General features: G+C 45.4%; 12 protein-coding genes. 7 read left to right on the top strand and 5 right to left on the bottom strand.

The window, feature by feature from the left end; all coding sequences use genetic code 11:
• Window positions 1-123: 123 nt before the first annotated feature.
• The 5 genes from AC59GT_RS20590 to AC59GT_RS20570 form a co-directional block, all read right to left on the bottom strand.
• Entirely contained in the window at window positions 124-999 is an 876-nt protein-coding gene (locus tag AC59GT_RS20590; protein WP_497239413.1) for an alpha/beta hydrolase, read from the bottom strand.
• 102 nt (window positions 1,000-1,101) lie between these two features.
• Window positions 1,102-2,097, bottom strand: a complete 996-nt coding sequence (locus AC59GT_RS20585; RefSeq protein ID WP_497239412.1) for an MBL fold metallo-hydrolase — start codon at window positions 2,095-2,097, stop codon at window positions 1,102-1,104.
• Window positions 2,098-2,149: 52 nt separating this feature from the next.
• The gene (locus AC59GT_RS20580) at window positions 2,150-2,980 is read right to left on the bottom strand and encodes an alpha/beta hydrolase family protein (protein ID WP_497239411.1); all 831 of its coding nucleotides are present in this window, start codon (window positions 2,978-2,980) and stop codon (window positions 2,150-2,152) included.
• Window positions 2,981-3,000: 20 nt separating this feature from the next.
• Window positions 3,001-4,527 (bottom strand): GNAT family N-acetyltransferase, encoded by a 1,527-nt coding sequence (locus AC59GT_RS20575; protein ID WP_497239410.1) that lies wholly within the window; start codon window positions 4,525-4,527, stop codon window positions 3,001-3,003.
• Between the two features lie 47 nt (window positions 4,528-4,574).
• Window positions 4,575-4,982, bottom strand: a complete 408-nt coding sequence (locus AC59GT_RS20570) for a DoxX family protein (protein WP_497239409.1) — start codon at window positions 4,980-4,982, stop codon at window positions 4,575-4,577.
• A gap of 165 nt (window positions 4,983-5,147) precedes the next feature.
• Between AC59GT_RS20570 and hemA the strand changes: the two genes are divergently transcribed.
• From hemA to AC59GT_RS20535, 7 genes are all read left to right on the top strand, one after another.
• Window positions 5,148-6,374, top strand: a complete 1,227-nt coding sequence (gene hemA / locus AC59GT_RS20565) for a glutamyl-tRNA reductase (protein ID WP_497239408.1) — start codon at window positions 5,148-5,150, stop codon at window positions 6,372-6,374.
• A gap of 172 nt (window positions 6,375-6,546) precedes the next feature.
• Window positions 6,547-8,121 carry a hydroxymethylbilane synthase gene (gene hemC / locus AC59GT_RS20560; RefSeq protein ID WP_497239407.1) on the top strand — a complete coding sequence of 525 codons (1,575 nt, stop codon included), beginning with the start codon at window positions 6,547-6,549 and terminating at the stop codon, window positions 8,119-8,121.
• A 76-nt stretch (window positions 8,122-8,197) separates the two neighbouring features.
• Complete coding sequence (hemB, locus tag AC59GT_RS20555; RefSeq protein ID WP_497239406.1) at window positions 8,198-9,169, top strand: porphobilinogen synthase; 972 nt, start codon at window positions 8,198-8,200, stop codon at window positions 9,167-9,169.
• Window positions 9,170-9,267: 98 nt separating this feature from the next.
• The gene (gene hemL / locus AC59GT_RS20550) at window positions 9,268-10,578 is read left to right on the top strand and encodes a glutamate-1-semialdehyde 2,1-aminomutase (protein ID WP_497239405.1); all 1,311 of its coding nucleotides are present in this window, start codon (window positions 9,268-9,270) and stop codon (window positions 10,576-10,578) included.
• Window positions 10,579-10,646: 68 nt separating this feature from the next.
• Window positions 10,647-11,516 carry a sensor histidine kinase gene (locus AC59GT_RS20545; protein ID WP_497239404.1) on the top strand — a complete coding sequence of 290 codons (870 nt, stop codon included), beginning with the start codon at window positions 10,647-10,649 and terminating at the stop codon, window positions 11,514-11,516.
• 15 nt (window positions 11,517-11,531) lie between these two features.
• A complete protein-coding gene (locus AC59GT_RS20540; protein ID WP_117384021.1) occupies window positions 11,532-12,236 on the top strand; it encodes a response regulator transcription factor in 705 nt (234 codons plus the stop codon).
• Between the two features lie 3 nt (window positions 12,237-12,239).
• Window positions 12,240-12,761 carry a tetratricopeptide repeat protein gene (locus AC59GT_RS20535; protein ID WP_497239403.1) on the top strand — a complete coding sequence of 174 codons (522 nt, stop codon included), beginning with the start codon at window positions 12,240-12,242 and terminating at the stop codon, window positions 12,759-12,761.
• Window positions 12,762-12,784: the final 23 nt, after the last annotated feature.

Below are 12,784 nucleotides of genomic sequence, written 5' to 3'. Positions count from 1 at the left end.
ATCAATGATCTTTTGCTCCTTACTTCTTTTCATCGTTTACTCCTTTTACCGTGTAAACTCATTCCAGGACAAGTCAGGCAATTTTAAGCTCATGATACAGTGCTGCCCGCCTGATCAAACTGCTTAGTGCAATACCTTTTTACGCTCGGGTTTCAGGATGTGAGTGTCTTCAAGCCAGTCGGCTAACCGTTCGGGCCAGTGGTTTATAGATACCAGCTTTCTGTTGGTACCCATGTTAAAGGCGTGATCGCCCTGGGCATACATATGCAGTTCTACCGGCACTTTAGCTTCGCGGTACCGTTGCAGCAATTGTATTAACGGAAGCGAGCAGCAGGCATCGTCGTTAGCAGCTACCAGGAATGCCGGAGGCGCATCAGCACCAATATGTTCAGGTACAAAGGAAGGGCCCGGATACACCTGTACAATAAAGTTTGGTTTGGCGTCCAGGCGGTCAATCGGGTCGGTGGCTTTGGGGTCGCCTTTGCCATTCTCAAAAGCAATCATGTCCACCACCTCTCCACCTGCCGAAAAGCCCATCAAACCAATCCTGTTCGTGTCTATAGCGTATTTGTCTGCCATGCTGCGTACCAGCCGCATAGCCCTGAAAACGTCCTGTTTAGGATGTACGTCCACTTTATAAGGTGAAAGGGTGTCTCGTCCCAGACGGTATTTTAATACAAAAACCGTTACACCAAGGTTATTGTAAAACTTCGCCGGGGCGACACCTTCTGAATTATACACCAGCAAACGGTGCCCGCCACCGGGGCAAACCACCACTGCGGCACCGTTAGCCTTACCGGCAGGTGGTGCAAACACGGTAATTGATGGATTATGTATGTTACGTACGTAGTAGTCTTTTGCAACCTCGGGCTCGTTACGGCGGTTCTCGAAACCGGGGGCTCCTTTGGGCCAGAGCGGTATTACGGTTTGTGCATTCACAAATTTAACGCATAAAGTAAGCAAAGCCAATATTGGCAGATAACGTAAATTCTTCTTCATTTCAGCGGCAGGTTTATACAAATTGTATGATTTCTCTTGTAGTTCAAGACCACACAATTCAATTATAAATATAGTGAATGAAGTTGTTTTATCGTTGCTTTTTTACTGCATAAAATGCTTCCACCAGCCTGTATTTACCGGCTGACCGGCCTCTGTAGGTTGCCCTGGCTGAGGTAAGAAAAGGTTTATGTTTTTCTCAATGGCGTATTTTTCTATCCGCTCGGCGGGCTCATACCATGCATGCGGAGCAAGATTGAATGTACCCCAGTGGATGGGCATCATTATTTTGCCCTTAAGATCGATATGCGCGTTTGAGGCATTGTCCGGACCCATATGTATGTCTGGCCAGTATTTGCCATAAGCGCCTATCTCCAGCATGGTAAGGTCAAACGGGCCATAAGTATCACCTATCTCCTTAAATTGCGGCGAATAACCAGAATCGGCACCGAAATAAATGTTGTGTTCAGGCCCTTTAATTACAAATGACGACCACAACGTTTCATCCCGGTTGAAAGCGCCACGGCCGGAAAAATGCCTTGCAGGTGCTGCTGTAATACGGCAATCGCCAATCATTATACTATCTCCCCAGTCTACCTCGTGAATATAGTTCTTGGGTGTGCCCCAGCTCTCCAGGTACTTGCCCACACCTAAAGAACAGATGAAAGGTATCTGCTTACCTGCAAGAAACTTAATGGTTTCTTTATCAAGATGATCATAATGATCGTGAGAGGATATAATTACATCAATTTTCGGGAGCTCTGTTAATGCAAGGGGTGGCTGGAAAAAACGTTTCGGGCCGAAATATTGTGTGAACGATACCCTGTTGCTCCAGACAGGGTCGGTAAGTATACGTATGCCGTCTATCTCTATGATCAGGCTGGAATGGCCTATCCAAGTTACCCGCAGGCCGCTGGCGGGTGCTGTTTCATAAACAGCAGGGTTGGTGCGAAAAGGGCCGAGTGTCTTTTTAGGGGTGTTCTCCGCCGAATTATTAATGTATTCCTTTAAAATCGGAACCATTTTACCCAGTCCTGCTGCATCCGTCGGGATGGTATTAACAAACTTATTTCCTTCTTTACGTGATCCGGGTATGCTCATGGTTGATGTTTCGCTTGTAAGGTGTAGACGAGCAAGTCGCAATATAATTTTATTAAATAGCAAAAAACTCGATAGCTACGTCACAAAACTTTAATAATGGCGGCGGCAAGGTTTTTTCAAGCCATGGATGCTTGGCATTAAACACATGGTCTGCGCCTTCTATTACAACGTATCCGGCTGCGGGTTGTGCGTTACTCAGCTCATCTGCCTGGGTTAGCGGCACACTGGCATCCTGGTCGCCATGTACAATAAGCCAGGGCTGAATAATTTGCGAAGCTTTGCGCTGCACATCAAGGCGTGCCATATTCTTCTCTACATCTTCAAGTAAGGTGACGCGATAAGGCATGTCTTGCCCGGTACGTGCGTTGCGCATGTACATTACGCCCTGTAGCTTCCATTGCTCTTCAGCCTGTTTAGGCCAAAGGTTATAAAAGCTGGATATGGCAGCCTCGGTCACCAGCTTTATTACGCGGTCGTCTTCCGCTGCTTTAATGATGCTTATTGCGCCGCCCATGCTATGGCCAATAAGGTAAACGCCATTGGCGCGGGGAATAGCCGCACCGCTGCAGGCAAAATCTATTACGTTTTTCAGGTCCTCCAGTTCAATTGAAAAGGTGTTGTCGCCAAAAGCTATCAGGTCGGCAAACTCGGTGAGGTTATCAGCAGTGGTTCCGTTATGTGAAAAGTTGAACTTCAGGAACCTAAAACCATGTTCAGCAAAATAACGGGCCACCAGGTTATGAGCGCCCCAGTCTTTAAAACCGCGTATGCCGTGTGCAAATATCACCAGCGGTGCAGCAGGGTTTATATCGTCATACGTAATGTCGGCGGTAATACCGCGGCCGTTTGCACCGGGGATGGTGTATTGCTCCTGGATGATCATTGTGTTGTTCTGATTACTTCTTATATCTTTTTACCGTTGAACATAATACCATATATATCCGTCCGGCGGTCCTTTAGGTTTTGTACGCTGCCATATTCATGCAGGGCATCCAATACAGAAAGGTCTACGTCGGCTATCACAATCATCTCCGTGTTTGGAGTAGCTTCGGACTGTATGCCGTTGGTTGGGAAACCAAAGTCTGACGGCGTGTAAACCGCTGACTGTGCATAGCTGATGCCCATATTGTTTACGTTAGGCAGGTTACCTACACATCCTGCAATGGCTACGTAACATTCGTTCTCTACAGCCCTGGCCTGTGCGCAGAACTTCACGCGGTTAAAGCCGTTTTGCGTATCGGTAAGGAAAGGTACAAACAGTATCTGCATATCCTGACTGGCCAAAATGCGGGAAAGCTCCGGGAACTCCACATCATAGCAGATGAGTATGCCAATTTTTCCTGCGTCGGTATCAAAAGCTATTACCTCGTCGCCGCCGCGCATACCCCATGAACTGATCTCCGAAGGGGTAGGGTGTATCTTGGTGGTTTTTTCCATGCTGCCGTTGCGGCGGAACAGGTACGACACGTTGTAAAGCGAATCTTCCTCAATTTCGGGCATGCTGCCGGCAATAATATTAACATTGTATGACACCGCCAGTTTAGAGAATGCTTCTATGATAGGTTGAGTAAACTGTGCCAGCTCTCGCATAGCCTTTGCCGCGTCGAGGTGGTTATACTCTGCCATCAGCGGGGTATTAAACAACTCGGGGAATAGCAGGAAGTCCGACTGGTAATCGCTCACTGCATCAACAAAGTACTCGGCATGTTTTAGCAGTTCGCTTATGTTATTAAAAGACCGCATTTGCCACTGCACCAAGCCAATACGTACAACAGTTTTATTGTTGATGACAGAACTAACTTCTTCATAATAAACGTTGTTCCACTCTATAAGGGTAGCAAAGCCTTTAGAGCGGCTATCCTCCGGCAGGTAGTTACGCAGTATTTTACGTACGTGAAAATCATTGGCTAACTGGAAGGACAGGGTAGGGTCGTATATCTCTTTATACTTTACCTTGTCTATATACTGCCGCGGGGTAAGGTCGTTCTGGAACTTTTGATAGTTGGGTATACGCCCGCCTGCAATTATGCTCTTGAGGTTCAGTTTTTCGCAAAGTGCTTTACGTGCCTCGTACAAGCGCCTTGCCAGGCGTAGCCCGCGGTATTTTGGGTGTACAAAAATGTCTATCCCGTATAACACATCACCTTTATCGGTGTGTGTTTTAAAGGTGCTGTCGCCGGTAATTTGCTTGTAAGTATGGTTGTCGCCAAATTTGTGATAGTCAACTATAATAGCCAGCGCGCAGCCAACCACCACATCGTTTACCGTTACACATATTTGCCCTTCAGGAAAAAGTTTTATCAGTTTTTTAATCGAACCGGCATCCCAGTAATCCTCATCCATATCGAGGTAAGCCGACTTCATTGACTTTTTGAGCTCCTGGTAATCCTGCACGTCCAGGTTACGCAGTTCTATACTTTGCACGTCCATGAGTGGGTAACGGCATCGGCTTACATTTGTTTGTAATAAGCTTTAAGTTAGCGGCTAGCAGATTGGGTTGCGGGTTTATCCGGCAGGCTATGCCACCACGCCCACAGTATAAGCAAGGGTTGTAATAACACCAGCCTTATCCAGGCTATTGTTGGGGTTACTGTTAAGCTGCCTAATTGCAGCGGCGCATCTTTAACCATTTGGATGTGCACCGGCAGAAAGGCCAGTAGCATAAGTATTATACCGTAACAGGCAACCTTACGGCTTTGGGGGCGTATTGCTAATAACGCAAAAACAATTTCGGCAATGCCGGCAGCAATATTAAGAACAGCCGGATATGGTAAGTACGCCGGTATGATGCGAATGTATGATTCCGGGCTGCGAAAGTGGTTAAGTCCGGCAATAAAGTAAAAAATGACCAAAATCACTACACTGATTTTTTTAAATATTTTCATTTTTGCGAACATTTATTGTTAAAAACGGAATAATCTTAGATTAAGATGGATGTTTTTATGAAAACATCTTAATTTATAACCATTCTAAATACCTCTGTTTGACAAAGCCTTGACATTGCATCATTAGAGGTATAGTATTTTTGTTGGGTCGAAATTTATACTGCTTTGAAGTATTTAAAGGTAATAGCTTTTACGCATAAACAAATTGAGCTGAAGGAATTGGGGAAGTTGGTGATTTGCCAGGAAAACCTTACTGATAAGCTGCATGACGTTAAACAACGTTTCGGCATCAACGAGATGTTCTATCTCGCTACGTGTAACCGTGTGGAATTTGTGATGACCACACCGCAAAAGGTTGACAAAGAATTTGCCCATGAATTTTTGGACGCCATGCAAATGGGATTGTGCCACCACTCAATGGGTAACTTTACCAATGCAGCTTCTATTTATGAAGGGCACGCGGCCATGGAGCACCTTTTGCGTACCTCTTGCTCGCTGGAAAGTTTAATTGTTGGCGAAAAAGAAATTTTAGCCCAGTTGCGTAAAGCTTATGAAAGCGGCAGGGAAGCAGGCCTTACAGGCGATAAGCTTAGGTTGATAATGGAGTGTGTTGTAAAAACAGCCAAAGAAGTTTACACACATACCAACATCTCTAAAAACCCGATCTCGGTAGTATCATTAGCATACCGCAAACTTAAGGACCTTAAACTTTGCTCTAACGCCCGTATCCTTATTATCGGCGCAGGCGAAACCAACCGCAATATTTCAAAATACCTGCAAAAGCATAAGTTCAGCAATTTTTCTGTATTCAACCGTACGCTTAGTAAGGCTCAGCAGTTAGCTAACGACCTGGGCGGAGAGGCCTTTGAGCTGGAAGAGTTGAAGAACTATAAAAAAGGGTTTGATGCCATTATTACCTGTACATCAGCTGTTGAGCCTATTATAACACCGGAGATTTATACGTCGTTACTTAACGGCGAAGCCGGTAAAAAGACCATTGTTGACCTGGCTATTCCTAACGATACTGCACCCGAGGTGCTTCAGCAGTTTGATGTGAACTTTATAGAAGTACACTCGCTTAACGAAGTGGCTAAAAAGAACCTGCAGGAACGCTATCATGAGCTATCCAGCGCGGAAGCTATTATCGAGCAGAACATCAACGAGTTTTTAGTGATGCTTAAACAACGCAAGATAGAGCTTGCTATGCGCCAGGTGCCTGAGAAGATCAAAGAGATCCGCAATAATGCAGTGAATACTGTGTTTGCCGATGAAGTGCAAAGCCTGGATAAAGAATCGCGCGAGATCCTCGAAAAGGTAATCAACTACATGGAGAAAAAATATATCAGCGTGCCTATGATTATGGCAAAGGATATATTGATCAACAACAACTAAGAACCCGTCTTCTTTTTGTGTTTTTCTTAATGAGTTTACAAGCTTAAACCCATGTCATTTATACTGTCGTTTTGACTAGTTGACAACTCCAAGTCATTTTCCTGCAATTCATTCAATTCCATTCCTTGAGCTTACTATAAAAATTTAAATTTGCAGGAAAAACAAAACCCCTTTGGACAGAAAGATAATCATCGGAACACGCGGCAGCGAACTTGCTTTATGGCAGGCCAATTTTGTAAAAGACCAACTTGAAGCACTGCACATTGCTGCTGATCTTAAGATCATTAAAACACAGGGCGACCGTATCCTGAACCTCAGCTTTGATAAGCTGGAAGGTAAAGGTTTTTTTACCAAAGAACTTGAAGAAGAATTATTGGCAGGCACTATAGATATTGCCGTGCATTCGCACAAGGACCTGCCAACAGAAAACCCTCCGGGACTCATTATCGCAGCAGTTTCAGAACGGGAAGACCCGGCTGAACTGTTGTTGATCTTGAAGGACTGTGTAGATGTACGCCAGAAGCTATCCGTTAAGTTTGGCGGGCTGGTAGGTACATCATCTAACCGCCGCAAGGCACAGCTGTTATCCTTCAGGCCCGACCTTGAAGTAGATGAGCTGCGTGGAAACGTACCTACACGCATAGGCAAACTGCGTGACGAAAAATACGATGCCATTATGCTGGCCAAAGCTGGCGTAAACCGTTTGGGAATTGACCTGAGCGAATTTCATGTGGAGGAACTTGGTGCAACCGAGTTTATTCCCGCCCCGGCACAAGGTGTGCTGGCTATACAGATAAGGGAGAAAGACCATATCCTTTACGAAGCATTGCAGGACCTTAACCATCCCGATGTTGCCTTAGAACTTGCTGTAGAGCGTAATGTACTAAAGTTGTTCGGTGGCGGCTGCCATTTGCCGTTAGGCGTTTATTGCCGTAAGGACGAGGACAACTACCAGGTGTTTGTAAGCAGGGGCGAGGACGGTGAAGATTTCCCGGACAGGCTGTTTCTGGAAGCAAACACGCTAGACGGTTTGCCGGAAAAGATAGTAGCCAAGTTTGCTAAAGACCGCAAGTTTCCTGGTAAAGTATTTATTTCAAGAGACATATCGGCGGGGAGTTATTTCCGCCGCGCACTGGAGAAACACAAAATAGAGATAGAAGCACGCTCGTTGATACGTACTGTACCGGTGATTAACCGTTTTGACAGCTATATACTAAAGAACATTGACTGGATCTTCTTTACCAGTAAGAATGCTGTAGAATACTTTTTTAAGCTGAACCCGGTATTCCCCAAAAAGATGAAGTTTGGGGTTATGGGTACAGGCTCTGAAGATATGCTGCGCCGCAACGGCCATTTTGCCGACTTTGTTGGCGAAAGCACCAATACCGCTGATGTTGCTGCAGATTTTGCAGCCATTGCCAACGGGTCGGTAGTATTGTTCCCGGGCGCTGACAACCCAATGAGGAGCATACAACAGGGGCTTTCTTCTGAAACGAAAGTTATTGATCTGCCGGTTTACGAAACGATGCTGGAAGAGAACGTAGAGCCAACGGGTGCCGATGTGCTGGTATTTACCAGCCCAAGCAATGTGGAGGCCTACTTTGCCGACAACCTGCTGGAACCAGGTCAAAAAGTGATCGTGATAGGGCGATCTACCGGCAGGAAGTTCGACGAGATGGGTGTTAAGTACATACTGCCATTCTCTCCCGACGAAGTTGGGCTTGCAGAAGCAGTGTTTGGAATATAAAGCCGCGCAACTCCCTGAAGGGGAGTAGTGGGGCTTATCAAGAATTAAACTCCCCCTTTAGGGGGATGGGGGGTATATGTTACAACGACCAAGAAGAAATCGTAAGTCAGAGGTTATCCGCCAAATGGTGCAGGAAACGCATGTAAGTGCGGCTAATCTCATCTTTCCGCTTTTTATTATAGACGGCGAGAACCAAAAGACCGAAGTGGCATCTATGCCCGGCATTTACCGCTACTCTATAGATAACCTACTGCGCGAGGTAGAAAGCTGCATGAAATTAGGGCTGAAGTCATTCGACCTGTTCCCTAACATCAGCGAAGAGTTGAAGGACCGGTATGCGACAGAAAGCTACCGCGATGAAAGCCTGTACTTGCGTGCTATCCGCACGGTGAAAAAGGAGTTTCCTGAAAGCTGTGTGATAACCGACGTAGCTATGGACCCGTACAGCAGCGATGGCCATGACGGCATTGTAGATAATGGCCAAATACTGAATGACGAAACGCTGGAGGTTTTAGGTAAGATGGCTTTAGCGCACGCACGCAGCGGTGCTGATATCATAGCGCCCAGCGATATGATGGACGGACGGGTGGGCTACATTCGCCAGGTGTTGGATGATAATGGCTTCACAGGTGTATCTATCATGTCTTATTCAGCAAAATATGCCAGTGCGTTTTACGGTCCGTTTAGGGATGCGTTAAACTCTGCTCCTAAGTTCGGTGATAAAAAAACTTACCAGATGAACCCGGCCAATCAACGTGAAGCTTTAATAGAAGCAAGACTTGATGAAGCTGAAGGCGCCGACTTCCTGATGGTTAAACCTGCGCTGCCGTACCTTGACGTAATTAAGTTATTGAAGGATGATACAGAGCTGCCAATAGCTGCTTACAACGTTAGCGGTGAGTATGCTATGATAAAGGCAGCCATACAAAAAGGCTGGCTTAATGATCAGCGTGCCATTACAGAGGTGCTATTAAGTATCCGTAGGGCAGGTGCAACAGCTATACTAACGTACCACGCCAAAGAAGTACTGGAGAATAAGTGGCTGTAAGCCCCACCCAACCTCCCTGAAAGGGAGGGCTTTGAAACGGCTGTGTTATAATTTTAATTGAAGTCTCCCTCTTCAGGGGAGATTTAGAGGGGTAGAAAATGCAAGTAAACGATATAAGCAGAACCAAGTCTGCAGAGTTATACGAAAAAGCGAAGACCTATTTTCCTGGTGGTGTAAACTCACCGGTAAGGGCATTCAGGTCCGTGTACGGCACACCTTTGTTTATTGACAAAGGCGATGGCAGCCATATATGGGATGCCGATGGCAACGAGTTTATTGATTTTTGCTGTTCATGGGGGCCACTTATCCTTGGCCATAACCATGCAGCTGTTCGCGAGAATGTGATGCGTGTGATGCAAAAAGGAATGTCTTTTGGTGCACCTACCGCTTTGGAGAACGAACTTGCAGAGCTGATCTTAAGCAACAACCGCTTTATAGAAAAACTGCGTTTTGTAAGTTCGGGTACAGAGGCGGTTATGTCGGCCATCAGGTTAGCCCGCGGATATACCAAAAGAGACAAGATACTGAAGTTTGAGGGCTGTTACCATGGTCATACAGATAGCTTGCTGGTAAAGGCCGGATCGGGCCTGGTAACTTTTGGTGAGACCTCTTCTGCCGGTGTTCCAAAGGCTTTTGCTGATGAGACCATTGTAATAGCCCTGAACGACGAAGAAGCGCTGCAAAAGGCATTTGAAGAATTTAACGGGCAGATAGCCGCGGTTATTATTGAGCCGGTACCTGCCAACAACGGGTTGCTGCTGCAAACTAAAGATTACCTTAACTATCTGCGCGAACTCTGCACACTAAATAACACGCTGTTGATATTTGACGAAGTGATATCCGGCTTCCGGGTGGGCTTTGAGGGTGCGGCCGGTTACTACGATATTAAGCCGGATATTATCACCTACGGTAAGATCATTGGTGGCGGTTTGCCGGTTGGTGCTTATGGCGCATCGGCAGAAATAATGGATCACATATCACCGGTTGGATCGGTTTACCAAGCTGGTACATTGTCCGGAAATCCGGTGGCTATGGCTGCAGGTATTGCACAACTAAGCGAATTACTTCAGCCCGGATTTTACGATAAATTAAATGCGAAAACTGCAGATTTTGTATCAGATATCAGGTCACACGTGGCCGAAAAAGGGTACGAATTAAAGGTATTTACCATAGGGTCAATATTCTGGTTTGCTTTTACAAACCAGGTGAGCATCACCCGTGCCGATCAGATAGATCCGGAAAGTATGCTTAAATTTAAGGCAATGCACCGCGAGCTGATTAACAGGGGCGTATACTTTGGTCCGTCCGGGTACGAGGTAGGGTTTATATCTTCCGCTCACACACAAGATGATCTGGAAAGAACAAAAACAGCTATATTTGATAGCTTGGAGATAGTATTTAGCAATTAGTTGGCAGTTTACAGTGAGCAGTTTGCAATAACTGCCCACTGCACATCGCCCGCCGCAAACTGAAAAAAATGAGAAAATCGCTGGTAATATTTTATGCTATCATTATTTACGCAGTTGCAGAACTGATGTGGTGGGGTTATATGCTGGTAAGCTTGCAGCCTCGTCGCTTCGCCATGATCATGGGCGAGGGGTCTATGTTTGTGCTGGTGTTTTTGTTTGGTGCATTTCACCTGCACCGCTCTATAAGCAAGGAACAGAAATTACAGGAGCAAAAAAAGAACTTCCTGCTTTCTGTCACTCATGAGCTAAAGTCGCCGCTTGCTTCTATTAAAATACTCCTGCAAACTATCCAGAAACGCGAACTTAACCGTGCGCAGATACTCGACTTTATAGATAAGTCCTTACTTGATGTAGAGCGTTTAGATGACATGGTGGAAAACATGTTACTGGCTTCTAAGATTGATAACCAATCCTATACTTTTCCTAAGGCAAAATTTGATCTTTCTATGCTGGTCGACAATATTGCTAATCGCCTGCAGATAACTAAATGTGATTGTAATCAACAGATTATCAATGCAGAGATAGAGCCTAAAATTGAGATCACCGGAGATAAATTCGCGCTTACATCAGTAGTTACCAATTTGGTGGAGAATGCTATTAAGTATTCCAAACCATGCCAAAGCGTAGATGTAAAGCTTTTTAGTAAAGAAGGCCGGGTTTACCTGCAGGTTGCCGATCATGGTATTGGAATAGCCGATAACGAAAAAACACGTATTTTCGACAAGTTTTACCGCGTGGGCAGTGAGGATACGCGAAACACAAAAGGTACCGGATTGGGCCTTTATATAGTTAAGGAGGTGCTGGATAAGCACCAGGCCAGCATAAGGGTGAAAGACAACCGCCCCGCCGGCAGCGTTTTTGAAGTTGTTTTTGCATAACTCAGATTAATTATGATGCCTAACAAAAAAAGAATCCTGTTAGCCGAAGACGAAGAACACTTGTTGGAGGCTATTAAACTAAACCTTGAGCTGGAAGGCTACAAGGTATCTACCGCCACCAACGGTAAAAAAGCGCTGCAGATATTTAAAGAAGAACGCTTTAACCTGGTGATACTGGACGTAATGATGCCGGAAATTGACGGCTTTGTAGTTGCCGAGACCATCCGCCTGGAGAACTCAGAAGTACCTATAATGTTCCTTACCGCCAAGAATACTAACGAAGACAAAATTTCCGGATTGAAAAAAGGTGCCGACGATTACCTTACCAAGCCTTTCAACCTGGAAGAGCTGATCCTTCGTGTGAACAACCTGGTTAAGCGCAGCTTAAAAGGCGACGATCTGAAAGAATTCAACAGCTACAAGATTGGCGACAAAACCATCCACTTCAATTCTTTCGAGCTTATAAACGAGGACGGCAGCATCACCCCACTTACCAAGAAGGAAACTATGTTGCTGAAGTTGCTTATAGAGCGCCGTAATGAGGCGGTGTCACGTGAGCAGATCTTGGAGACCGTTTGGAATTACGATGTGTACCCTTCTACCCGTACTATAGATAACTTCATACTTACTTTCCGTAAGTATTTTGAACCTGATCCTAAAAACCCGGTGTATTTTCATTCTATCCGCGGCGTAGGTTACAAGTTTACAGACCAGCACTAATTAATGTTTACTAAAAGCGCGCGTATTATAGTTATCGGCTTGTTTGTGGTATTACTTGCCGTTACCGTTTACATGCGCGTTTACCAGTTGGCTGGTATATCTATAATGTTTATTGCTTTACTGGTTTGGGGCTACTTTAAACAAGGGCCTATTGTACTGGCAGCTAAGCATTTTCACAATAAAGATTACCAGGGTGCCGAGCGGTTGTTAAAGGAGGTAAAACACCCTGAGTGGTTAAGCAAAAGCAGGCGCGGTTTTTACGAGTTTATTTACGGTGGCGTTTGCCTTGCGAAAAAGGACTACGAGGCCGCAGAGAAACATTACGAAATAGCCGCCCAATACCCTTTACGTACCGCTAACGACCACGTGGCAGCGCTGATGCATGTAGCCAACATAAGTATTCGTAATGGTAATTACGACAAGGCTAAGGCCTATTTACAACTGGCAGAAAAACATAAGGAAAATATAACTGCGAAAATGAAAGATGTAATGCATCGCGTTGAGCAGGAACTGAAAAAACACTAATAGATAGAATCAGGAATCAAGAA

It is taken from the genome of Mucilaginibacter sp. 320_HR, from assembly GCF_059691875.1.
Note: the sequence above shows the minus strand (reverse complement) of the source record. Positions and strands in the feature narration are given on the sequence as shown.